The 23,068-nt window shown below is 66.2% G+C and carries 21 protein-coding genes and 2 tRNA genes; 12 read left to right on the top strand and 11 right to left on the bottom strand.

What is annotated here, in order from left to right:
* The first annotated feature begins 17 nt into the window (after nt 1-17).
* From recJ to mtnA, 7 genes are all read left to right on the top strand, one after another.
* Entirely contained in the window at nt 18-1,772 is a 1,755-nt protein-coding gene (recJ, locus tag AX672_RS09480; protein ID WP_066650894.1) for a single-stranded-DNA-specific exonuclease RecJ, read from the top strand.
* A 10-nt stretch (nt 1,773-1,782) separates the two neighbouring features.
* Nucleotides 1,783-2,175, top strand: a complete 393-nt coding sequence (locus tag AX672_RS09475; protein ID WP_066650893.1) for a VOC family protein — start codon at nt 1,783-1,785, stop codon at nt 2,173-2,175.
* 58 nt (nt 2,176-2,233) lie between these two features.
* Nucleotides 2,234-2,308, top strand: a tRNA-Glu gene (locus tag AX672_RS09470).
* A gap of 81 nt (nt 2,309-2,389) precedes the next feature.
* Nucleotides 2,390-3,034 carry a methylthioribulose 1-phosphate dehydratase gene (gene mtnB, locus AX672_RS09465; RefSeq protein WP_066650892.1) on the top strand — a complete coding sequence of 215 codons (645 nt, stop codon included), beginning with the start codon at nt 2,390-2,392 and terminating at the stop codon, nt 3,032-3,034.
* The gene (locus tag AX672_RS09460) at nt 3,031-3,573 is read left to right on the top strand and encodes a 1,2-dihydroxy-3-keto-5-methylthiopentene dioxygenase (RefSeq protein ID WP_066650891.1); all 543 of its coding nucleotides are present in this window, start codon (nt 3,031-3,033) and stop codon (nt 3,571-3,573) included. Before mtnB ends, AX672_RS09460 begins: the two co-directional genes overlap by 4 nt.
* Nucleotides 3,570-4,205 carry an acireductone synthase gene (mtnC, locus tag AX672_RS09455; protein ID WP_066650890.1) on the top strand — a complete coding sequence of 212 codons (636 nt, stop codon included), beginning with the start codon at nt 3,570-3,572 and terminating at the stop codon, nt 4,203-4,205. Before AX672_RS09460 ends, mtnC begins: the two co-directional genes overlap by 4 nt.
* Before the next feature lie 117 nt (nt 4,206-4,322).
* Nucleotides 4,323-5,354, top strand: a complete 1,032-nt coding sequence (gene mtnA, locus AX672_RS09450) for an S-methyl-5-thioribose-1-phosphate isomerase (RefSeq protein WP_066650889.1) — start codon at nt 4,323-4,325, stop codon at nt 5,352-5,354.
* Between the two features lie 58 nt (nt 5,355-5,412).
* Here the strand turns inward: mtnA and AX672_RS09445 are convergent, their stop codons facing one another.
* The 6 genes from AX672_RS09445 to AX672_RS09420 form a co-directional block, all read right to left on the bottom strand.
* The gene (locus tag AX672_RS09445) at nt 5,413-7,266 is read right to left on the bottom strand and encodes a phosphodiester glycosidase family protein (RefSeq protein WP_202189290.1); all 1,854 of its coding nucleotides are present in this window, start codon (nt 7,264-7,266) and stop codon (nt 5,413-5,415) included.
* A gap of 17 nt (nt 7,267-7,283) precedes the next feature.
* Nucleotides 7,284-9,848 (bottom strand): TonB-dependent receptor, encoded by a 2,565-nt coding sequence (locus AX672_RS09440; RefSeq protein WP_082730477.1) that lies wholly within the window; start codon nt 9,846-9,848, stop codon nt 7,284-7,286.
* A 195-nt stretch (nt 9,849-10,043) separates the two neighbouring features.
* The gene (locus AX672_RS09435) at nt 10,044-11,426 is read right to left on the bottom strand and encodes a UdgX family uracil-DNA binding protein (protein WP_066650886.1); all 1,383 of its coding nucleotides are present in this window, start codon (nt 11,424-11,426) and stop codon (nt 10,044-10,046) included.
* 16 nt (nt 11,427-11,442) lie between these two features.
* Nucleotides 11,443-12,687 carry a putative DNA modification/repair radical SAM protein gene (locus AX672_RS09430; protein WP_066650885.1) on the bottom strand — a complete coding sequence of 415 codons (1,245 nt, stop codon included), beginning with the start codon at nt 12,685-12,687 and terminating at the stop codon, nt 11,443-11,445.
* A gap of 88 nt (nt 12,688-12,775) precedes the next feature.
* A complete protein-coding gene (locus AX672_RS09425; protein ID WP_066650884.1) occupies nt 12,776-13,453 on the bottom strand; it encodes a thymidylate kinase in 678 nt (225 codons plus the stop codon).
* 86 nt (nt 13,454-13,539) lie between these two features.
* Nucleotides 13,540-13,613: transfer RNA gene (locus AX672_RS09420), tRNA-Gly, on the bottom strand.
* 201 nt (nt 13,614-13,814) lie between these two features.
* On the opposite strand from AX672_RS09420, the gene AX672_RS09415 reads away from it, so the two are divergent.
* From AX672_RS09415 to AX672_RS09405, 3 genes are read left to right on the top strand one after another with little or no spacing between them, the layout of a single operon-like run.
* Nucleotides 13,815-14,306: a DUF302 domain-containing protein gene (locus tag AX672_RS09415; protein ID WP_066650883.1), complete on the top strand. Its 492-nt coding sequence runs from the start codon at nt 13,815-13,817 to the stop codon at nt 14,304-14,306.
* Nucleotides 14,307-14,311: 5 nt separating this feature from the next.
* Nucleotides 14,312-15,259, top strand: coding sequence for a YeeE/YedE thiosulfate transporter family protein (locus tag AX672_RS09410; protein WP_066650882.1), 948 nt, complete (start codon nt 14,312-14,314; stop codon nt 15,257-15,259).
* A gap of 59 nt (nt 15,260-15,318) precedes the next feature.
* A complete protein-coding gene (locus AX672_RS09405) occupies nt 15,319-16,236 on the top strand; it encodes a LysR family transcriptional regulator (protein WP_066650881.1) in 918 nt (305 codons plus the stop codon).
* On the opposite strand, the gene AX672_RS09400 is transcribed toward AX672_RS09405, so the two are convergent.
* The 3 genes from AX672_RS09400 to AX672_RS09390 are packed head-to-tail and all read right to left on the bottom strand — an operon-like array spanning nt 16,204 to nt 18,964.
* The gene (locus AX672_RS09400; RefSeq protein WP_066650880.1) at nt 16,204-16,905 is read right to left on the bottom strand and encodes a peroxiredoxin-like family protein; all 702 of its coding nucleotides are present in this window, start codon (nt 16,903-16,905) and stop codon (nt 16,204-16,206) included. The genes AX672_RS09405 and AX672_RS09400 overlap by 33 nt on opposite strands.
* Nucleotides 16,906-16,965: 60 nt before the next feature.
* The gene (locus AX672_RS09395) at nt 16,966-18,105 is read right to left on the bottom strand and encodes a patatin-like phospholipase family protein (RefSeq protein ID WP_082730478.1); all 1,140 of its coding nucleotides are present in this window, start codon (nt 18,103-18,105) and stop codon (nt 16,966-16,968) included.
* Between the two features lie 43 nt (nt 18,106-18,148).
* Nucleotides 18,149-18,964, bottom strand: a complete 816-nt coding sequence (locus tag AX672_RS09390; RefSeq protein ID WP_066650903.1) for a 3-hydroxybutyrate dehydrogenase — start codon at nt 18,962-18,964, stop codon at nt 18,149-18,151.
* A gap of 192 nt (nt 18,965-19,156) precedes the next feature.
* Here AX672_RS09390 and AX672_RS09385 point away from each other — a divergent pair, with 192 nt between their 5' ends.
* Both AX672_RS09385 and AX672_RS09380 read left to right on the top strand, forming a co-directional pair.
* A complete protein-coding gene (locus tag AX672_RS09385; RefSeq protein ID WP_066650878.1) occupies nt 19,157-19,606 on the top strand; it encodes a cupin domain-containing protein in 450 nt (149 codons plus the stop codon).
* A 120-nt stretch (nt 19,607-19,726) separates the two neighbouring features.
* Complete coding sequence (locus AX672_RS09380) at nt 19,727-20,311, top strand: NADPH-dependent FMN reductase (RefSeq protein WP_066650877.1); 585 nt, start codon at nt 19,727-19,729, stop codon at nt 20,309-20,311.
* On the opposite strand, the gene AX672_RS09375 is transcribed toward AX672_RS09380, so the two are convergent.
* Together AX672_RS09375 and AX672_RS09370 are read right to left on the bottom strand one after the other, a co-directional pair.
* Complete coding sequence (locus AX672_RS09375; RefSeq protein ID WP_066650902.1) at nt 20,305-20,856, bottom strand: hypothetical protein; 552 nt, start codon at nt 20,854-20,856, stop codon at nt 20,305-20,307. The two genes, AX672_RS09380 and AX672_RS09375, sit on opposite strands and share 7 nt — an antisense overlap.
* Nucleotides 20,857-20,939: 83 nt before the next feature.
* Nucleotides 20,940-22,976, bottom strand: coding sequence for a TonB-dependent receptor (locus AX672_RS09370; RefSeq protein WP_066650876.1), 2,037 nt, complete (start codon nt 22,974-22,976; stop codon nt 20,940-20,942).
* Nucleotides 22,977-23,068: the final 92 nt, after the last annotated feature.

Below are 23,068 nucleotides of genomic sequence, written 5' to 3'. Positions count from 1 at the left end.
CCCCTACACCCACCCCAATGTCCCATGTCCTCAACATCACCCATTCGATCCTCGGTCAGCCGTGGCGGTGGCGCGCGCTTGAAACCGATGCGCGCCAAGAGCTGACCGGCGACGATCTCGTCACGCAGCTGCTGCTGTCGCGCGGGTGCTCGCGTGAGACGCTCGAGGCGCATCGCGCGCCCAGCATTCGCGGCTTCATGCCCGACCCCTCAATCTTCCGCGACATGGATCGCGCCGCCGAGCGGCTCGCCGCCGCCGTGCTCGCGGGCGAGCGGGTGGCAGTGTTCGGCGATTATGACGTCGATGGCGCCACGTCCGCCGCGCTGATGATCCGGCTTTTGCGGTCGCTCGGGCTCGATCCCGTCGCCTATATCCCCGACCGGCTGATGGAGGGCTATGGCCCGTCGGGCGAAGCGCTGGTGCGGCTCGCGGGCGAAGGCGCGAGCCTGATCGTCACGGTCGATTGCGGCGCGCAGGCGTTCGAAGCGCTCGAGATGGCGCGCGGCGTCGGCGTCGATGTGATCGTGGTCGATCACCACAAATGCGCCCCTGCCCTCCCGGTCGCCTATGCGCTGGTCAATCCCAACCGGCTCGACGAGGCGGAAGGCGCCGCGCACGGCCATCTGGCGGCGGTCGGCGTCGCGTTTCTGCTCGGTGCGGCGCTGATCCGCACGCTGCGGGCGCGCGGGGCTTTCGCGAGCCGCCCCGAGCCGAGGCTGCTCGACCTGCTCGATATCGTCGCGCTGGGCACCGTCGCGGACGTGGCGGCGCTGCGGGGGCTCAACCGCGCCTTCGTAGCGCAGGGGCTGAAAGTGATGGCGCAGCGCCGCAACATCGGTCTGTCGGCGCTGCTCGACGCCGCGCGCCTCACCCGCGCGCCGACCGCGACCGATCTGGGTTTTGCGCTTGGGCCGCGCATCAATGCCGGCGGGCGCGTCGGCAAGTCGGACCTCGGCGTCCGCCTGCTCACCACCGACGACCCCGAGGAAGCGCGCGTCATCGCCGCCGAGCTCGACCGGCTCAACGAGGAGCGCCGGACGATCGAAGGCGATGTTCAGGCGCGCGCCGAGGCCATGGCCCACCGCGACCGCGCGGTCACGATCGTCGCGGGCGCGGGCTGGCACCCCGGCGTGATCGGCATCGTGGCCGGGCGGCTGAAGGAAAAATTCGGACGCCCCGCGATCGTCATCGCGCTCGACGAGCATGGCGTCGGCAAGGGATCGGGACGGTCGGTGCCCGGCGTCGACCTGGGGCAAGCGGTGCTGGCCGCCAAGGAAGCCGGGCTGCTGGTCGCGGGCGGTGGCCATGCCATGGCGGCGGGGCTGACGATTGCCGAGGACCAGCTCGGCGCCTTCGCCGACTTCCTCGAAGCGCGCCTTGCCGAGGGCGTGGCGCGATCGATCGGCGACCGCGCGTTGCTGGTCGATGCCCTGCTCACCCCGCGCGGTGTGTCGCCTGCGCTGGTCGACGCGCTCGAAGCTGGCGGCCCTTACGGCATGGGCTGGCCCGCGCCGCGCGTCGCGGCGGGGCCGGTGCGCGTGATCAAGGCCGATATTGTCGGCAATGGTCATGTGCGTGCCATCATGGCGGGCGAAGATGGCGCGCGGTTGAAGACAGTCGCGTTTCGACAGGCCGAAAGCCTTTTGGGACAAGCGCTGCTGTCGGCGCCGTCGCACCGGCGGTTGTGGATTGCCGGACGCGCGAAGATCGATGATTGGGGCAGCCAGCCCGCCGCCGAGATGCATCTCGACGACGCTGCCTGGGCTGATTGAGGATGCGAGCATGTTCAGCCATATCACGCTCGGCACGCGCGACCTGGAGCGGGCGCGCGCCTTCTATGAACCGGTGATGGCGACGCTTGGCATCGGCCAGCCGTTCAACATGGCCGGTGCGCTGGTGTTCGGCGAAGCGCGCGGCATGAAGCTGTTCGTCCTCGAGCCGTTCGACGGGCGCCCGGCGACGCGCGGCAACGGCAGCCATGTCGCGCTCGTTGCGCCCTCGCGCGCGGCTGTCCATGCCTTCCACGCGGCGGCATTGATGTACGGCGGCAGCGACACCGGGATTCCGGGGCTGCGCCCGCATTATCACGCCAATTATTACGCCGCTTATGTCCGCGATCCCGACGGCAACAAGCTGCAGGCGGTGTGCCACCACGAAGTCGGCGTGGAGGCGTGAGTCGCTATTGACCGGCGCGCCGGCTTTGATTACGGCGCCGCTTCAAGCTTCCCGGCTTGGCCCCTTCGTCTAGCGGTTAGGACGCGGCCCTTTCACGGCTGAAACACGGGTTCGATTCCCGTAGGGGTCACCACGATTGGCAACTCAGCGCCATCGGTTAGCTCCTCTCACAAATTCGCCTTTGCCTTCGCGGCAATCTTGCTAAGACGCGGCCATGCCGCCTGCCGCCGCGACCACCACGACCTTTGCCGAAGCCGCTGCGCAGATCATCGCTGCCGGGCGCTGGCTCGACAGCAAGGGCTGGGCGCCCGCCACGGCTGGCAATTATTCGATGCGGCTGGCCGATGGCAGCTTCGCGATCACGGTATCGGGCTGGCACAAAGGGCGGCTGACCGAGAACGGGGTAATGCGCGTCGATGCGGGCGGCACGTCGCTCGACGGCAAGAAGCCTTCGGCCGAAACTGCGCTGCACTTGGCGCTGTACGCGCGCTTTCCACATGTCAACGCGGTGCTGCACAGCCATTCACCCGAAGCGGTGGGCATGAGCCGCGCCTATGCCGCTGCGCCTGGCTACACGCTTGCCGGGCATGAGATGCTGAAAGTGCTGCCCGGCTTCACCACTCACGATACCGCGTTCGACCTGCCGATCGTCGACAACAGCCAGGACATGGCCGACATCATCGCCGCGCTCGAACCCGCGATGCTGGCGCCCGCGCCGCCGCCCGCCTATCTTATCCGGGGTCATGGCCTCTACGGCTGGGGCCGCGACATGGCCGAGGCCGAGCGCGTGATCGAAGGCGTCGAATGGATGATCGCCGCCGAACTCGCCGAGGCGCGTTTCCGGGAGAGCATGCGATGAGCCATTTGCAGATTTTCGCCGACAGCGATGCGAACGCCTTGCTGCTGGAGACCGACGATGCCGAACGGATCGCGCTCGAACTGGCGGGCATCGGCGTGCGCTTCGAGCGCTGGCCGACGCGTCCCGTCGCCAGCGCCGACGACGTACTGACCGCCTATGCGCCCGAGATCGAGAAGCTGGTCGCCGCCGACGGCTATCGCTCGATCGACGTGATGGGCGTGACGCCCGACCACCCCGACCGCGCGACGATCCGCACCAAATTCCTGTCCGAGCACACCCATGCCGAGGACGAGATCCGCTTCTTCGTCGATGGCGAAGGGCTGTTCACGCTCCACGAGGACGGCCGGGTGTTCAACATGCTGTGCACCAAGGGCGACCTGATCTCAGTGCCCGCGGGGATGCGGCACTGGTTTGATATGGGCGCGGCGCCGCACTTCACCGTGATCCGGCTGTTCCTCAATCCCGACGGCTGGATCGCGCAGTTCACTGGCGACGACATTGCCGATCGCTTCCCCCGGCTCGAGCGCGCCGACGCGTGACCAAAGCCATTCTGACCGACATCGAGGGGACGACATCGTCGATCTCCTTCGTCGCCGACGTGCTGTTCCCTTATGCGCGGGAGCGGCTGGGCAGCTATTGCGCCGCGCATCCGGACGAGGTCGCACCGATCCTCGCCGAGGTGGAAGCGATCGAATCCGGCGACCCGATCGCGACGATGACGCGCTGGATCGACGAGGACCGCAAGATCACCCCGCTCAAGACCCTGCAGGGGCTGATCTGGGATGCGGGGTTTCGTGAGGGCGCCTTCAAGGGGCACATCTATCCCGATGCGGTCGCGGGGCTGCGGCGCTGGCACGCGGCGGGACTGAAGCTCTATGTCTTTTCGAGCGGATCGGTGGCGGCGCAGAAGCTGATCTTCGGCTTCAGCGAGGCGGGCGATCTGACGCCGCTCTTCTCCGGCTATTTCGACACGACGACCGGACCGAAGCGCGAGGCGGTCGCTTATGTGCGGATTGCCGAGGCGATCGGGCTGCCGCCGGGCGAGATACTGTTCCTGTCCGACGTGGCGGCGGAAACCGATGCGGCAAAGGCAGCGGGGATGCAGGCGCTGCTGATCGATCGCGCGGGTGGCGCGGCGGACATTGCGAGCTTCGACGAGATCGAAATTTAATCCATCAACCCCCTAACCCGTTTGTTTCGAGCGAAGTCGAGAAACAGGCCGCAAGCGACGCACAGCGTTTCTCGACTTCGCTCGAAACGAGCGGGTCCGGGAAGAGGAACAGGAAACATGAAACTCAACGGCACCCACACCCGCTCGATCATGCGCACCGACGATGGCAAGGGCGCGCGCATTCTCGACCAGCGCGACTTGCCGTGGAAAGTCACCTGGGTCGAGCTGCGCGACGCCGCCACCGCCGAGCGCGCGATCCGCGAGATGTGGACGCGCGGCGCGCCGCTGATCGGCGCGACGGCCGCTTATGGCCTCGCGCTCGCGCTTGCCGAGGATGCGAGCGACGAAGGACTGGCGGCGGCGCACAAGTTCCTGCTTGAGGCACGGCCAACGGCGGTCAATCTGCGCTGGGCATTGGATGATGTCGCGGCGCATGTCCGCCCCCTGCCGCCAGCCGAGCGCGCGCAGGCCGCCTTCGCGCGCGCCGACGCCATCGCCGACGACGACGCCGCGATGAGCGAGGCGATCGGTGCGCACGGGCTCGACATCCTGCGCGACCTGCACGCGCAGCACCCCGACCGCCCGCTCAACATCCTGACGCATTGCAATGCGGGCTGGCTGGCGACGGTCGATTATGGCACCGCGACCGCGCCGATCTACAAGGCGCATGACGCCGGGATACCGGTGCATGTCTGGGTCGACGAGACCCGCCCGCGCAACCAGGGCGCATTGCTCACCGCGTTCGAACTCGCGAGCCACGGCGTGCCGCATACCGTGATCGTCGACAATGCCGGCGGCCATCTGATGATGAACGGGCAGGTCGACATGGTGATCGTCGGCACTGACCGCGTCGCGGCGAACGGCGACGTCTGCAACAAGATCGGCACCTATCTGAAGGCGCTCGCGGCGCGCGATAACAATATCCCCTTCTACGTCGCGCTGCCCTCGACGACCTTCGACCCGCACACGCCAACGGGGGCCGATGTGCCGATCGAGGAGCGCTCGGGCGAGGAAGTCACCCATGTTCAGGGCGAAGGCGGCGCAATCCGTGTAACCGCCTCGGGCGCAGCCAACCCGGCCTTCGACGTCACGCCAGCGCGGCTGGTGACGGGCTATATTACCGAGAAGGGCGTCAGCGCCACGATCTGAGCCGGGCACCCACATCGCCACGCGAATTGCTGCCCCGCGCATTCCGGCGGGGCAGGATTCAACGCGCGCCCGGTTTGACCTTCTCCGCAGCGGGCCGCCGTCGCTCAAACAATCGCGCATCGTCGGGCAGTCCGCCAATCACCGGCAGCTTGAACACCCGGACAGTGCCGCTTGGCCGATCGATCGCGAAGATCCGCCGCGCGTCAGTGGGGTCGAAGGCAAAGGCCTGTCCCTCCACCGCGACCTTGATCGTGGCGAGGTGGATCAGCTCGGCACCCGTCTTCGGCCGCGCGAGCACATACATTTCGGGCAGCGTATGGCCGAACAGATAGAGCAGGCCATCGTTGCCGATCGCGCCGCCCGACGCTGCCTGCGGCGCCATCCGCTTGCGGATCGCGGGCGGAATCAGCCAACCTTCGCGGCGACGCCACTCGGCGTCGGTGCTGATCAGCTGCGAATAGTCGTGCCCCTTGAACGGCACGCCGGTCTCGTCCGAATAATGCGCAAAGCCGAGCAGCCAGCCATCGGCGATCGGCTCGACGATCGTCAGCGATCCCTCGTCGCGATTGCCTAGGCTGACGCTGCCGGTGTGCGCGAGCGTCGCAGTGTCGAAGATCTCGACCGATGATCCATGCGGCACTTCGGGATGGTTCGAATGCGCGCATACCAGCTGCGCGCCGACGACCGTGCAGCTGTTGAGATGGCGGATCAGCCCGCCGCGCGGGCCCGCCCAGCGCGCAACGAGGCGGCCGCTGTCGCGTTCATATTTGCCGATCGCGGTGTTGACCAGCGCATAGAAATGCGTCGCATCAACGGCGACGCCCTGCCGTGCCTCGGGCGCGCCATAGATCCGCTCGAGCACGGCCTGGAGCTGCGCCACGGGGCGCTCGGGCTTCGGGGGGAGCAGCGCGCCGAAGCGCGGCGTCGCGGGCAGGCCGTCAACGAACACGCCGAGGTGATTGCCCACCGGCCGCTCGCGCCCCGGCACGCCAGTGTGGATCGGGCGGCTGAGCACGATCGGACCCGATGGTCCCTTCGCCACCATCGTCGCCGAGCCGCCGCCGTCGAGGCTCATGGCTTGTGTCGCACCGACTTCGCGGAACAGCGCGAGCAGGTCGGCGTTGGTCGCGCCTTCGCTATAGCCCGGCTGCCGCCCGTCGGCGACGACCAGCCACAGTTTCGTCCCAGCGTCGTTCAGTCCCAGCGCCGTGCGCGGGCCACCGCCACGTCCCGGCGGCGGGGGCGCCGCCTGCGCTGCTGCCGCTGCTGCGCCTTCCAGCTTGACCGCACCGTGGAACACGCCGTCGCGGCCCAGCGGGCGGCGAGGTACTTCGGCGCCTGCGTTCAGCAGCCGCGGGCCAGCCGACACGCCTTCGGTGAACCCGGCCGGGCAGGCCTGCCCCTCGACGATTACCGCGCGGCCGGCAGTGAAACAGACCATCGAATCGACACGCGCGTCGACCTCGTCGGCCTTCGACACATATTCGCCGCCCGCCAGCACCGCGCCCGATGCGTCGGCGGCGGCGCCCGGCTGCGGCACGTAATTCTCGCCCGCCGGTGATCCGCCGACGAAGGGCAGGAAATAGCTGGCGTTGACTGCGAGCACCGCGCCGCTGCGTGCGACATAGGCACTGACTGGCGTGGCGCGATATTCCATTCCGGCCGATCGATCGGCAGGCGTCATCGCGACCCGGACGCCCGGCGCAGTCAGGTCGACTTCGGCAACGTGCATCACCAGCGGTGCGGGGCCAGCGCGGACGATCCGCCGATAGGTAACGCCGGGGGCCACGGTGCATCGCTCGCCATTGCTGCCGACGCATTGTTCGGCCCCGACCGGCCCCGACACAATTGCTTCGGCGCGCTGCGCCTCCCCCGCGCTGGCAGGCATTGCCAGCGCGAGGGTGGCGACCACTGCCGCGCGCGATGCGCTTACCACTTGAACGTCGCGCCCAGCCAATATTGGCGGCCGAAGCGGTTGATGTCGCGGGCAATATCCTGATTCGGCCCGGTCAGCACCAGACGCGCGGCATTGGTGAGGTTGCGCGCCTCGGCGATGATTTCGAAACCGTCGAGGATCTTGATTCGCGCCTGCGCATCAAGCTGGTTGAACGCCGCCGTCGTTTGGTCATTGGCGGGCGTCGCGGCGCTGACCGAGTTGCGGAACCTGCCGACATGCGAATAGGTCAACCGCGCCCGCACCGGGCCGCGTTCGTAGAAGATCGCCGCGTTGGCCAGGAAGTCGGCCTGTCCGGGCAACTGGTTGAGCGTGCGGCGCGCGGTTGCATCGCGGATATCGATCGAGCCACCCAGCACCGTGATATTGCCCGACACACCCAAATCGCTGAAGACCCAGGGCAGGAAGCCGAGCTTGTTGAGGACGACATTGGCCTCAAACCCGGTCACCGTCGCGCCTTCGGCATTGCGCGGCTGGCTGACCGTGCGCACTACGCCGTCGATCGTTTCCTGCGACGCGAAGGTGTAGATTTCGCCGCTGATATTCTTGTGGAACCCCGCAATCGCGATAATGCCGAGATTGTTGGGTAGGTAGTATTCGAGGCTCGCCTCATAGCTGTCGGCGCGGCGTGGCCCGAGGTTTGGATTGGGGCGGCTGATCGAATCGTCCGCGTTGATCAGCTCCTGTCCCGCCACCGAACTGGGATTCGGACGACCGACGCCCTTGAAATAGGCCGCGCGCAGCCGCAGCCGGTCGGTAATGTCGTACAGGCCGGTGACCGACGGCAGAAAATCGTAATAGCTGTTGTTGCGCGTCACCGTGGTGAACTGGTCGACGCCCGCCACGGTCCGCCGCACGACGCTGGTCGCCGCCACATCGGTCTTTTCGTAGCGTACGCCAGCGATGACCGTGAACCGGTCGCCCTTGTAGCGGACCAGGCCATAGCCCGCGCCGACATCCTCCTGGAAGCGCCAGTCGCCGCCGATATTCTGACGATTGCTGGCCACCGCATCGCGCACGAAGCTGCCCGGATTGGCGTTGAAGAACGTCAGGAAGCTCTGGAAGTCGACGAACAGCTGGTTGAAATCGGCGTAGATCGGCCGGTAATTTTCTGCCTGATTGAACTGGCTCAGCCGCAAGTCGACGCCGGTCGCCGGATTGAAGAAATTCTGCGTCCGCTGGTTGTCGCGAACGGTCTGGCGATATTTGAAGCCCGTCCCAATGCCAAACCCGTCATCGGTCTTCGCCCGGTTCCACCCATAGTCGAACTGCGCTTCGGTCACATTGTCCGTCGAATCGTCCATATAAGGGCGATATTGGGTGAAGCGATACTGGCCCGCATCGGCGACCCGCGCGCTGGTGCCCGACAGCACCGGGAAACCGCCGGCGTCGAGGCCGAGATTGAAGGTCGCCGCCGGTGCGACCAGATTGAATGCGGTCTCGTTCGACGGTTCAAGGAACGTCGCCTGCGAATAGGAACCGCGCAGCGCGAAGTCGTGACCATTGTCAGTCTTATAGTCGATCTTGGCCTGGCCGACATGCAGCGGCTTGCGGATCGGGAAGTCGTTGAAGCGCACGAAGCTGCCGCCGCTGGTGTTCAGCAACTGCTGCGAATGACGCAGTTCATTGTCGTCCTGCGCAAAATAGGTGTAGGCGAGCGACGCTTCGAGCCCGGGCGTCGGACGCGCCTCCAGCTTGACCGTGCCGCCATAGCGATCGACCGAATTGGGATAGTTGGACCACAGCAAGTTGGTCCCCGCGCCTGCGGGTGTGGTTGCCGGACCAGCACCGACCCGCGGCGTCGCGACCGGCACGACCTGTGGCAGCAACCGCTCCTGATCGCGGCGCTTGCGGCTGTACGATCCCGACATCAGGATGCCGAACATGCCGTCAGGCCCAAAGCGCGCCGACAGCGTTCCGTCGGCGCGGAAGTTTAGCCCGTCGTCGCTGCCGCGCCCGAAGCCGCGGCCCGGCACGGCCTGCGAATCCGACGCGCCGATAAAGGCATTGCCGAACAGATAGAAGCCCGGCCGGTCGAATGCCGAGCGCGTGACGAGATTGATCGACCCGCCGATCGCATTGCCCTCGATATCCGGCGTGCGCGACTTGAGGACTTCGAGCGACGCGACCGCGGTCGACGGGATCGCTTCAAGGTTGAGCTGGCGATTGCCGCGCTCGGCGGTTGCCATCATCGCGCCGTCGAACGACCCGACCGTGTAGCTGGGGTTCAGCCCGCGTACCGACACGTAGCGCCCTTCGTCCTCGTCAAACACCGTCTGCACGCCCGGCAGACGGCGGAAGCTGTCGGCGATGTTATAGTCGGGCTGCTGGCCGATATCGTCGCTCTTCAGAAATTCGGCGACGAGTTCGCTCGACTTCTTGGCATCGATCGCGAGCCGGTTTTGCGCCCGAAAGCCGGTGACGACCACGTCATCCTTGGTATCCGTCGCCGGGGCAACCTGTGCCAGCGCGGGCATTGCTGCCAATACCGAAGCTCCCGCAAGCGCGCTCACTCGCAGCGCCACGCCACGCATTTTCATGATTCCAGCCCCCGCCTGATCCGTCGGCGCAGTGCCGACGAAGGCCCTTTAGGGCGGCATTAAGTCTTAACTGCGCTACCAGGCTTGCAGATCAAAGACGGCTTCGTTGCACTTTGATAACGTCTTGCGGCGCAAGATTTCGGTCGCGCGGGAGTGCTCAATCCATTTCAAGCAGTTGCTGGCCTTGCGGTGCCTTCACACCGCTTGCCCGATGCGAGCCAGTTCCGCGACGAAGCGTTCATATTCCGCCGCGCGCGCTTGTTCATCGGGCAAACGCAACAGATAGCTGGGATGGACCGTAATCCAGATTTGCCCGCTGCTGCCCGGCAGGTCGATCGCGCGCCCGCGCTCGCGGCTGATCGTGACTGTCCGCCCCAGCAGCGACCGGGCCGCGGTCGCGCCGAGCGCGACCGTCAGCCGGGGTTTGACCAGCGCGCGTTCCTGCTCGATCCACCAACGGCACGCAGTAATTTCGCCCGCGTCGGGCTTGGCGTGGATGCGCCGCTTGCCGCGCGGCTCGAATTTGAAATGCTTGACGGCATTGGTGACGTAGACGCGCGTGCGGTCGATGCCTGCCGTCGCCAGCGCGCGGTCGAACAGCTGTCCGGCCGGACCGACGAACGGGCGGCCCGCCAGATCCTCCTGATCGCCGGGCTGCTCGCCGACGAACATCAGCGCGGCATCGACAGGCCCTTCGCCGAACACCGTCTGCGTTGCGTCGCTGTAGAGCGGGCAGCGCGTGCAGCCCATCGCCTCTTCCCTCAGCGCCGCCCAGGCAGCATCGACATTGCCGCTCGCCTGCATCCGGGCGGTATCGACCATCGCCGCCTCGCGCGCCTGCGCGCCTGCGATCAGCTGCGGGACGAGCGCGGTCTCGGGCATGTTCTTCCAATATTTGCGCGGCATTTCTTTCAGCATCGCGCCGACCTTCAGCCGCGCCGGATTGAAAATCGCGGCGTAATAGCCCTTCCACACTTCCTCGACCGGATCGGCATCGGGCGCGTCGCGCTTGTCGGCGCCGGGCCCTTCGGTCAGCGTCGCGCCGTCCCAATGGATCGACAGGTCGGGCGTCAGGATCGACCAGCGCATCGACGCGAAGCGATCGACGAAGAAGCCGGCATTGGCGCGCACGATGTGAAATTCGGGTTCGAACCACGCGACGAAGCGCGCGCCCGCGCCATCCGCCACTTCGCGAAAGCGCACGAAAGCACGCATCTTGTGGATGTCGCGGCGAACCGACTTGGCAAAGCCCTCCAGCTTCCCGAGCAGCGGATCGGCGGCGTCGTCCATCAGCCGGGGCGCGGCACGCAGCCGCACCAGCAGCCGGTGCAGCAGGGCAAATCGTTCGGGGTCGGTGTGCAGCACGACCTTGCGCGCGAGATCGATGAACGGGCGCGGCACCGAAAATTCCGCCGTAGCGGCGCTGGTATCAATCGACTGCGCGGCGAACAGGTCGCCCCGCGCATCGCCGACTTGCCAGACCACCTCGTCGGGCGCGATGCCTTCGCTGACCAGCGCGCGAACGGCGGCACGCCAGCCGTCGAAATCATCCTCGCTTTCCAGCTTCGCTAACCGCATCGCGCTCTCGCCTGTTTCAGGCGAACAACTCCATTTGCTTGGGCTGGGGTCCGACTGCGGCGCGCAGGTCCGCCGCATCGGCCAGAGCAACCGGGCGCCAGTCGCTGGTAATCACGAACGGCCGGATCTTGGCGACCGACACCGTCAGCCGCGCGATGTCGGCGAGCGCCAGCCGCCGCCAGCGTCGCGCCGTCAAAATCCTGCCGACCACGCGCGTCCCCAGCCCTGGCACGCGGAGCAGCATTTCGCGCGGGGCACGGTTGACGTCGACCGGAAACTGCCCGCGAAACTTCAGCGCCCAGGCAAGCTTGGGATCGATATCGAGCGGCATCATCCCGTTCGCATCCGCCGCCTCGGCAACCTCGTGCGGCGCATAGTCGTAGAAGCGCATCAGCCAGTCCGACTGGTAGAGCCGGTGTTCGCGCATCAGCGGCGGGCGTTGGAGCGGTAGCACTGCGCTCGCATCAGGGATCGGCGAGAAGGCCGAATAATAGACGCGCCGCAGCCCGAAACGGCCGTAAAGCCCCGCCGCGCGCGCGACGATATCGCGGTCGGTCGCGGCATCGGCGCCGACGATCATCTGCGTCGACTGGCCCGCCGGTGCAAAGCGCGGCGCCGAGCGGTATTTCTTGCGCGCGTCGGTCGCATCGACGATCGCCGACTTCATTCCCGCCATCGCACCTTCGATCCGCGTTTCGGACTTGTCGGGCGCGAGCCGCTTCAGCCCCTGCACCGTCGGTAGCTCGACGTTGATCGAGACGCGATCGGCGTGCAGCCCCGCCTGGTGCACCAGCGCCGGGTCGGCATCGGGGATGGTCTTCAGATGGATATAGCCGCGAAAGTCATGATCCTCGCGCAGCGCCCGCGCGACCTCGACGATCTGCTCCATCGTATAATTCGACGAGTGGATGATCCCCGACGACAGGAACAGCCCCTCGATGTAGTTGCGCCGGTAGAAGGAGAGCGTGAGCTGCACGACCTCTTCCGCAGTGAAGCGCGCACGGCGGACGTTGCTGCTCTTGCGGTTGATGCAATAATGGCAGTCGAAGATGCAGCTGTTGGTCAGCAGGATCTTGAGCAGGCTGATGCAGCGCCCGTCGGGCGCATAAGCATGGCAAATGCCCATGCCGCCATCGGTCGATCCGATCCCCTTGCCCCCGCGCGAATTGCGCTTGACCGATCCCGACGACGCGCAGGACGCATCATATTTGGCTGCATCGGCAAGGATTTCGAGCTTCGCACGGATATCAAGTTGCGCCATGCGTTCCATATATGTTCACGGGCGCGCGAAGTCCATTGGTGCATGTTAGTCGTGCGGTGCCGGACCAATCGATCGGCGCTGCGACCGCTCAGCGCGGCGGCAGCAAGCGCATCACTTCAGCGGCAATCTCGTCAGCGATTGCGTCGGGCGTCCGCATGGTGCCGCCTTCGACCGTGTGCACGGTCTGCCAGTGCCCGAGCACCGACTGCGCCGCCATCGCGACATAGCAGCGCCGCACCCCCGCCTGCAGCGCGAGATCGGCTTCATGCTCGTCATAGCTGCGGTCCGTGTAGCTGCGCTGCCGCTTGCGCAGGATCAGGTCGCGCGCCACCTCGAGCGGGGTGTCGAGATAGACATTGAGCGCCGGCAGCGGCAGCGCGAATTGCCCGGTTTCGAGCTGCGCGATCCACTCGATCAGCGCAGGCGCGTCCTCGGGCGGGACCTTGGCCGCCTGATAGGCGATGTTCGAAGCGATGTAGCGGTCGAGCACGACCAGATCATGCGCCCCGGCGAGCGCGGCGAGGTGCGCCGCCGATTCAAGCCGGTCGAGCGCGTAAAGCACCGCCGCAGCGCGCGGCGTAAGTGCCCGCGGCAGCTTCCCGGCAAGAAATTCGCCGATCACATGCCCGCCGACCGTGTCGCCATAGCGCGGGAAAGCAAGCACTGTTGCCGAATAGCCGGCGCGCTGCGCGCGCTCGACGAGCTTGGCCGCCGCGGTTGCCTTGCCTGCGCCGTCACCGCCCTCGATCGCAACGAGCAGGCTCACGCAGGCTGCCCGTGAGTGCGATTTCGCTGAAGGATCCGGACCGGGCGCTGCATCGGCGTGCTGTCGAGGCCCTATCACGCAAGAGGTGGAGCGGGTGAAGGGAATCGAACCCTCGTCGTAAGCTTGGGAAGCTTCTGCTCTACCATTGAGCTACACCCGCGTGAGCGCGGCGATTGGCACGGCGGGGCGCCGTCGTCAACGGGCGGTGCGCAGCCTTGGCCGCAATGCCTCCTCCGCACCTGATTAAGCCGATAGCATTCGGGCATCGACACCATGCGACATTCCTATTCGCGTCCGCCCGCGTAATGAAGGAAAGGGCCGCTGTCCCGGCGCGACCGTCGCCCCAACTGGAGACCGACCGATGATCATTCGTCCTGCCCTTCTCGCGCTGGCTTTGGCTGTCAGCGGCACCGCTGCCGAAGCCCGCCACGCCGCCGCCACGACCGCCGCTGCCCCCGCCAAGGCCCAAGGCATTGTCCGCCTGCGCAGCAACCACGGCTTCGACGAAACGGTCGAACGGCTGAAGGCTGCCATTGCCGCCAAGGGCGTCCGCTTTTTCGATGCGATCGACCAGCAGGCGCTCGGCAAGGAAGCCAATCTGACGATCGGCAAATCGGTGATCGTGCGTTTCGGCAATCCGCCGCTCGGCGTGCAGTTCCTGCAGGCGAACCGCTATGCCGGGCTCGACTGGCCGGTGCGTATGCTGGTCGTTGAGGAAGCCGATGGCAGCGTCTGGCTCGCCTGGACCGATTTCGCCTGGATGGCGAAGCGTTACGGCATCACCACGCAGGATGCCCAGTTCAAGATGGCCGCCGAAGTCGCCGGCAGCATCGCCGCCGACGCCGCGAAGTGAGCTGAATGATGTCGGTCGCGCTGCTCAGCCTCGCCTTTCTGATCGCGGCGGTCTGCGCCATGATCATGGGCTATGCGATTCAGCGCGGCGCGACGTGCCTCGTCGCCGCCGTCGACGAAGTGCTGAACAAGCGCACCGGCTGGCGCTTTCTCGGCCTTGCCGAGGCGGCAGCGTGGGTGGCGGGCAGCGTGCTGCTGTGGCGTGCGCTGGGCGGCCACGAAACGCTGCCGATCGGCTATCCGACCACGCTGGGCACGGTGGCGGGTGGCGCACTGCTGGGGCTTGGCGCCCTTGTCGCGCGCGCCTGCGTGTTCGGCGCCGTTGCCCGTTTCGGTTCGGGCGAGTGGGCATATCTGCTGACCCCGGTCGGCTTCTTCCTCGGCTGCGTGACGATCTGGCCGCTGATCGGCGAATTTCCGCCAATGCACATCGGCTCGCCGCTGTTTGGCGCAAGCTGGCTGCTTGTCCCTTTTGCAATCTTTGTCGGCTGGCGCGTCTTCGAGGCTGCGCGCGCCGGCCGCGCACGGATGCTCGCCGCACATGTCTGGACTCCGCACCGGGCGACCGCTGTGATCGGCATCGTCTTTGCCATCTCGCTGATCGCCGTCGGGCCGTGGGCCTACACCTATGCGCTGCTCGCGCTGGCGCAGGGGAAAGTCGATGGCGTCCTCGCCAAATTCGTGCTGCTGGCCATGCTGTTCGCCGGCGCGCTGCTCGGCGGCTGGACGGCGGGGCGGCTCAAGCTGCGCGCGCCGACCCGCGAAACCGTAATCCGTTGCCTCGGCGGCGGCGTGCTGATGGGATGGGGCAGCTTGCTGATCCCCGGCGGCAACGACGAATTGCTGCTGGTCGGCATTCCGCTGCTCCAACCCTATGCCTGGGTGGCGGTGGCAAGCATGGCGGCGGCGATTGCGCTTGGCCGCGCGGCGGAACGGCGGTTGAGCACGCGCTAGCCAGTCGACGTGCTTGCTGATAGAGGACGGCGGCCTTCACGGGAGGGAGGTCGCACCCCATGGAAATGCAACAGGTCCGCTATTTTCTGTCGGTCGCGCGATTGCTCAATTTCACTCGGGCGGCCGAAGACTGCAATGTGACGCAGCCGGCACTGACCCGCGCGATCAAGCAGCTAGAGGACGAGCTCGGCGGCGACCTGATCCGGCGCGAAGGGCGCAACACCCATCTTACCGATCTTGGCAAGCGGATGCAGCCGCTGCTCCAGCAATGCTATGACAGTGCGCTGACCGCCAAATCGCTCGCGACCAAGATCCGACACGGCGAAGTGCCGACGCTGTCGCTTGCGGTGTCGCGCACGCTCGACCTGGTTCACCTGATGCGGCCACTCAGCGAGATGCACCGCAGCTTTGCAGGGCTGCAGCTCAAGCTGCGCCGCGGGACCGGGGCACAGATAGCCACGATGCTGAAAAACGGCGAAGTCGATCTCGCGATCGGCGGGCCGATGGGCGAAAGCTGGGACCGGCTTGAGACCTGGCCGATGTTCAGCGAGGCGTTCGATCTGGTGGTCGGCGCCAGTCACCCGCTCGCGATGCACAATGAACTCGACCTCGACGTCGAGTTGGTCCGTGAAGCGCGCATTCTGATCCACGCCGATCCCGACATGGCCGAATTCGAAACAGAACGGCTCGATGCCGCCGGTATCTCCCTTGCGCATGCGCATGAAGTCGATTCGGATCGCGATCTGGAAGCGCTGGTGGTGGCCGAATTCGGCGTTGCGATCATGCCCGCAAGCGCAATGAATTCGTCGCGGGTGCGGCATCTTGCGTGTTCGGCGCTCGACCTGCGGCGCACGGTCGCGATCTATTCGGTGGCGGGCCGTCCCCGCTCGCGCGAGGCAGCGGCCCTGCTCGCGCTGGTGCGGTCGGCTGACTGGTCGCGGGCGCTAACCGCGCACCAGCTTGACGGCGTCGAGTAGCGCGTCGAGTTCCATCCGGCGGCGATAGTCGGGATCGACATGGCGCGCGGCGACGATGCCGTCCTGCCCGACGACGAAGACCGCCGGGACCGGCAGCACCCACGGCGTGCGCCCCTGATAGAGCGGAATGTCCCACCCTGCCCCGCCGATCAGGCACGCCATGTCTTCATCGACCAAAATCGCCAGGTTGACCGACAGCGCATAACCGCCGCCAACATCGGACAGGAATGGGAAGTCGGCGCCCGCTTCGTCGCGCAGCGCACGGGTATATTGCTGCACCTCTGACGAGATCGCGACGATCTGCGCCGGCGCCACCTGATGTTGGATCTCCGCCAACCCGACCATATTCAAGCGGCAATAGGGGCACCAATGGCCGCGATGAAACGCCAGCACGGCGGGACCACGCTCGAGGATTTCCCCGAGTGTGACCAGCCGCCCGTCGTGATTGGGCATGCAGAAGTCAGGCATTTCGTCGCCAACCATCGGCGCGGTGGCGCCCGCCTGCGCCGCCTCCAGCCGGGCGACGAACGCATCGACTGCTGCGGCAAAATCCGGGCCATTGGTGCGGACGCAATCCGCAATGTATTTTAGCCGCTCGCCAAGCGTCAGCTCGCGGTCGCGGATGCGCTGGAAGGCACTTTCAAGGTCGGCAACAAGCGGATTGGACATGAACGATCCCCTAGCCGACGGCGATATCACATTGTTGCTGCCCGCGGGTAGCGGGCGATGTTACCTCGCCGCCGCCGTCTCGATCATCTCGCCCGCGCATGCTTCATGCAGCACAAAGCCCTCGCTCGGATCCACTTCGGCGCGCCACGGCGCCTTTTCGAGCGTCTCGCAGGTATGGCGGTAGCCCGCTTCCCAGCGCTTGCGGATGCCGTCGGCGCTGAAATCGATGTCCTTGGCGTGGTCTTCGTAATCAAGAGCGGGCGCGAGCAGGCGGATAACATGCATCCGCGTGGTGCAGCCATAGCCGGTCAGGCCGCGCTGCTTCAGGCTCGCCAGCGCCTCTTCGGGGATCAGCGTCGTCATTTCCGCGATGATGTGGCGCATTTTGTGCAGCTGGCGCTGGCGCTTGATGTGCGCGGCCGCGCGGCTGGAGTATTGCACGTCTTTCTGGCGGTTCATCACTTCCCAGATCGTCTCGGGCTCCTTGCCATGCGGGTTCCAGAGATGGACCGCGAACACCATGCCGTTCTTGCGCGGATTGTCGTCAAACACGACTTCGACCGGCGTGTTCGACAGGATGCCGCCGTCCCAGTAAAGCTGGTCGTCGATCCGCACCGCCGGGAAGGCCGGGGGCAGCGCGCCCGATGCCATGATGTGGCGCAGGTCGATCGTCCGGTCGCGGCTGTCGAAATAGGTCATTTCGCTGGTCTGGACGTTCGACGCGCCGACCGTCAGCCGGACCGGGCCGTTGTTGATCTGGTCGAAATCAACCAGTTCGGCCAGCATCTCGGCAAGTGGCGCCACAGAGTAATAACCGGCGTTTTCGGCGCCGAGCGGCGCATGCGCACTGAAAAAGGCCGAGGTGTTGGGGCGGAAGAACGACGGGACGCCGGTCGTGACCGCCATCATGTTGCGCGCAGCCGCCGGGAACCAGGTCGGGAGCGGCACGCCCATGAACTTGTCAGTCTCGACGCGTTTCCAGAATTCGCGCAGGCGGTTGAGGCCGTCGCCCGCGGGTCCGCCCGCGATCAGCGCGGCGTTGATCGCGCCGATCGACGTGCCGACCACCCAGTCGGGCGCGATCCCGGCGTCGGAGAGCGCCTGATAGACGCCGACCTGATAGGCACCGAGCGCGCCGCCGCCCTGCAGCACCAAAACAGTCTGGCCGTAGGTCGCAATCTCTTCCTGCAGATTTTTCATGAGCATTCCCTCGTAAATCTTTGTTTTGAATTGCCATATGGGATCAGTGCGCGGTCCAGCCACCATCGACGGGCAGCGCCGTGCCGGTAATCGACCCCGCCGCCGGGCCGCTCAGGAACACCGCGAGCGCGCCGAGTTCTTCAACGGTGGCAAAGCGCTTGTTGGGTTGGGCGGCGAGCAGCACGTCGCGGATCACCGCTTCACGGTCGATGCCGCGGGCCTTGGCGGTGTCGGCGATCTGATTTTCGACCAACGGAGTCCATACGTACCCCGGGCAGATGGCGTTACAGGTGACGCCGAACTCGGCACCTTCGAGCGCGACGGTCTTGGTCAGCCCGAGCACCCCGTGCTTGGCGGCGACATAGGCGCTCTTGAACGGCGAGGCGACGAGCGCATGGGCGGAGGCGATATTGATGATCCGCCCGAAGCCTGCCTTTTTCATCGGTGCAAAGGCGGTGCGGATCGTATGGAACGCCGCCGACAGGTTGAGCGCGAGGATCGCGTTCCATTTGTCGATCGGGAAATCCTCGATCGGCGAAACATGCTGGATGCCGGCGTTGTTGACGAGGATATCGACCGACCCGAAAGCGGCTATGCTGTTCTCGATCAGCCCGGCGGCCCCGGCGGCATCGAGCAGGTTCGCGCCGTCATAGGCGACCCGCCCGCCGTGCGCGGCGAGCAGGCTGCGCGTCGTCTCGATCGCCTCGGCATCGCCGAGCCCGTTGATGACGAGATCGGCACCCGCGGCGGCGAGCGCATGGGCAATGCCAAGGCCAATGCCGCTCGTCGATCCGGTGACGACCGCGACACGTCCGACAAGCGGCTTCACGTGATTATCGTTGGTGGCGGGCAAGGTCATGATGGCGTCCTCTGTTGAACCGATGGCGTCAAAATGCCCGGGACGGCACGCGACCTGAAATGCCGTTTTTGCATCGAACCAATGCGCCAAAGCAATTTGGCGCAGGTATGTTGGCGGCTTAAACCCTCACTATGTCGACGAGCAGCCCACCCGTTCGACGACAGCTATCGCCAAACAACAGGAAGGCCGATCATGACCAAGACCAATCTCTGCAGCGCCGTGTTCGCGCTGCTCGCCGCCACGGCGGTCGCCGCCCCCGCGGTTGCCGGTGAATGCCCCGCCGGCAAGGCCGGGACCAACCCGCTGACGGGTGCACCGACGGCGCCGAAGGCCGTGACCGACACCGTCATCGGCTCGGTCGATCTGGGCGCCGAAATTAACGTCGCCGATCGCCAGCTGCGCACGCGTCGCCTCGTCGTCCAGCCGGGTGGCATCGTCCCGCTGCACAGCCACAAGGACCGCCCCGCGCTGATCTACACCGTCAGCGGCCAGATCACCGAATACCGCAGCAGCTGCATGGTGCCGATCGTTCACAAGGGCGGCGACATCGCGCGCGAAGCCGATGGCATTTCGCACTATTGGATCAATCGCGGCAAGGTGCCGACCGTGCTGCTGTCGTCGGACGTCCACCACGGCAATTGATCGCCCGTAGCCAACCAACCGGCGGGGTCTCGTTCGCGCAGGCGAGCGGGACCCCTTGCCGCAGCGCGAGCGCTGGCCCAAGGGAGCGCCCGAGCCCGCCGCCAACCGACAGGTGAGACGATGAAGCTGCTGATCTTCTACGGTTCCTACCGCCGCGACCGCGTCGGCCTCCGCTTTGCCGAATATCTGCGGCACGGTTTCGCCAGTCGCGGCCACGACGCCGAGCTAATCGACGCGAAGGCCGTCGACCTGCCGATGCTCGACCGCATGTTCAAGGAATATCCGGCTGGCGAAGCGCCGCCCGCAATGGCCGAACTGGCCGCCAAGATCCGGGGCGCCGACGGCTTCGTTTTCGTGACCGGCGAATATAATTGGGGGATGCAGCCGGGGCTCAAGAACCTGACCGATCATTTCCTTGAGGAATGGTTCTGGCGGCCCGCCGCCGTCGTCAGCTATTCGCCCGGCCAGCTCGGCGGTGCGCGCGCCGCAATGGCCTGGCTCCCGACGCTTTCCGAAATGGGCATGATCGTGATTTCGAGCACGCTCAACGTCGGCCAGATCAGCCATACGCTCGATGCCGACGGCAAGCCCATGGGTTCGGGCGGCGAGTATCTCGAGCAGCGTTTCCCGCGTTTCGCCGCCGATCTTGAATGGTGGGCGGAAGCCGCCGCAAATCAGCGCGCGACCAAGCCGACGCCCTACTGATCGACGCGGGTCAGCCGGATATCGACCTCGCGCTCGACATAATCCCATTCGGCGCACTCGCGCAGGCGCACCAGCATGTGATCGAACGCGGCCTCCTCTTCGGGCGCGAATTCGAACCATGTCAGGAAATCGAACGGCTCGCCATGATCGCGCGAATGGTAGAGCTTGCGTGCGACGCCGGGCAGATAATCGAGGCCGATCGGCAGATGCGCGCCGCGCTCGTACACCGCGCGCCGCTCGTCCTGCGCCATGCCCCACCAAACCGCCGATTTCGAAATCGGGATCAGGGCTGCGCGCGTCGAACCCGCCCGCCCCAGCCCTTCCTGCTTTGCCTGCAGCGACGCGCGCTCGTCAGCGGTGGTGTAGCGCAGGTTGCTCCCTGCCCCGCGCAGCGTCCACGCGCCACCGTCGGCGGCACCGCCGATCGACAGGAAGCGCGCAGGCGGCAGGCCTTCGCCCTGGACCGGCGCGATCGAGGTGATCTGCCACTGACCGGCATCGCCGCCGACGAAGTTGGTGAGGGTAACCGGTGCGTGCACAGTCATCTCATCTTGCCCTTCGAACAAGTCGTCGGCGGGCGAGGCCGACAGGGAAGTCACGCCCAATAACAGACCATCGCGCGCTACCGTCAGAACGAAAAGCGCAGACCGATCCGAATATCCCGGCCCGGCAGCGGCGCAAAATCCTTCAGGAGACTGGCATGCCGCCGCCCGGTCGCGTCAAGCAGGTTGTTCGCCGAAAGCCGGAACTGGAACGGCGATTCCGGCCCCAGCGGACGCCACGCCATCGACAGGTTGACCATTGCGAAGCCCGACGTCGTCGTTTCGAAAGCCGAAATGCGGGTCTGGTCGAACACATATTCGACCTCGGCACGGCCATTGAGGTGCGACGGTCCGGCCTGCGCACCCAACAGCACGCGCAGCGGCGGGATCCGCGGCACCGGCGCTCCGCTCAACAAGGTCGCCCGGGTGTAGTCGATCAGGCCGTCGATCTGCACGGTCCAGTCCTCAATCCGCGCGACATCCAGCGAACCGGTAACCTCAAAGCCCAGATAGTTCGTGCCTTCCTCCAGAAACTGAAAGACCGGCAGCCCGTCGACGATGACGCCCGTTTCACGCGCAAAAATGTAATTCGAAAACTTCGTATAATAAAATGTCGCGGAGCCCGACCAGCCGCGCCCCTTGCCGCGCAAAATCGCCTCGATCCCATAGGAGCTTTCCACGCCCAGCGCGGGATTGCCGATCAATTGCCCCTGCGTTCCGGGGTCGACGCCTTGCGTGAACAATTCCTCGACCACCGGCGCGCGCTGCGAATAATGCGCATTGGCCGCGACCGTCCAGTTGGCGGAAAGCGCATAGCTAGCGCCGCCCGACAGCGAGAAGAGGTCAAAGCGCCGCTCGATCGCCGGATTGGCGAGGATCGGATCGACTGCCGAGGCAATGTTGACCCGTTCATAGCGGAACGCACCTTCCAGCTTCAGCGGTTTCAGGTTGAGTTCGTGCAAGGTGAAGAAGGCGATTTGTTCGGTCGTGTTCGGCGGCAGCAGCGGCGCCGCGCCGGTGACGCGGAAATCGCGCCCGTAAAACTGCGCGCCGATCGTCGACTTCCATCGGCTGCTCGGTCGGCCCAGCACCGCCTCCAGCCGCGCCTCATAACCGAGGTTGAGAAAGGTCGCCGTGATCGGGCCCCTAACAATGACCTCGTTATGCTTGTAATCGGCCCAGCCGAAGCGGCCGCGCACAGCCTGCAGCAGGCCCGTGCCGTTGATTTCAAAGCGCAAATCGACCCGCTGCTGATCGAGGTCGATGCGGGTATCGGGCACTGGCGCCGCGGGATCGAGCGAGAAGCGCGTCGGCAGGCCGTAGACGCTTTCATAATTACCGAATGAAAAGCCGATGTGGCCATTGGGCAGAATCAGCGAGGCGCCCCCGGCAAGCTCCCAGGTCTCGAACTGGGTGTTGGGTAGAACGCCGCGCAGATCGGCCAGCGCCGAGATTGTCGGGTCGGCCACGGCGCGCGCCTGAGCGGCAGCAACCGGCCCGAGGATAGTGCCGCCGGTGCGGACCGAACCGGCATTCAGATACTGGCCGTCGAGATGCACCACGACGCGGTTGGCCGCCCTGGTGTCGACCCGAAAGCCGACCGACGCTTCGTTTGCGGCACTGCCAAAACCCGCCGCCGCCACGGCGTCGATGCCGCCCGTTGGATCACGTCGCGCAATGCGCCCCCCAACGGTGTTGACGACCCCGCCGACCGAGCCCGATGCGTAGAGCAACGAAACCGGGCCACGCAGCACTTCGATCCGGTCAGCCACCAGCGGGTTGAGCGCGACCGCATGGTCAGGGCTGGTGTTGGAGGCATCGAGCGTGCCGATCCCGTCGATCAGCAACCGCGCCCGCTCACCCGCGAATCCCCGCAGCACCGGGCGCGACGCGCTCGGCCCGAACGACGTTGATGATGCGCCGGGCAGATGGGCAAGCGTTTCGCCGATGGTCGAGCGCGCCTGAGTGGCCAGCGCCTCGCCGGTCAACACGGTGTTCGACGCAATCTCGCTGGTCCGCGAGCGCAGTCGCGAGCCCGTCACGACGATTTCGGGCGGTATGTCGGCCATCGCGACCATTTCGAGCGCTTGATCGACGGTCATGCCGGCGACCATGTCTGCCATTTGCGCGTCCGGTTTGCGGCTCGCGTCGGGCAATGGCTGGCTGGGCGGCGCTGGAGCCTGCTGGGCCTGCGCCCCCCAAGGGGCGGCGCTGA

Source organism: Sphingomonas sp. CCH10-B3 (assembly GCF_001556185.1).
Lineage (GTDB): Bacteria > Pseudomonadota > Alphaproteobacteria > Sphingomonadales > Sphingomonadaceae > Sphingomonas > Sphingomonas aquatica.
The sequence above is the reverse complement of the archived record's forward strand: the minus strand, read 5'-3'. Positions and strand labels throughout refer to the sequence as shown.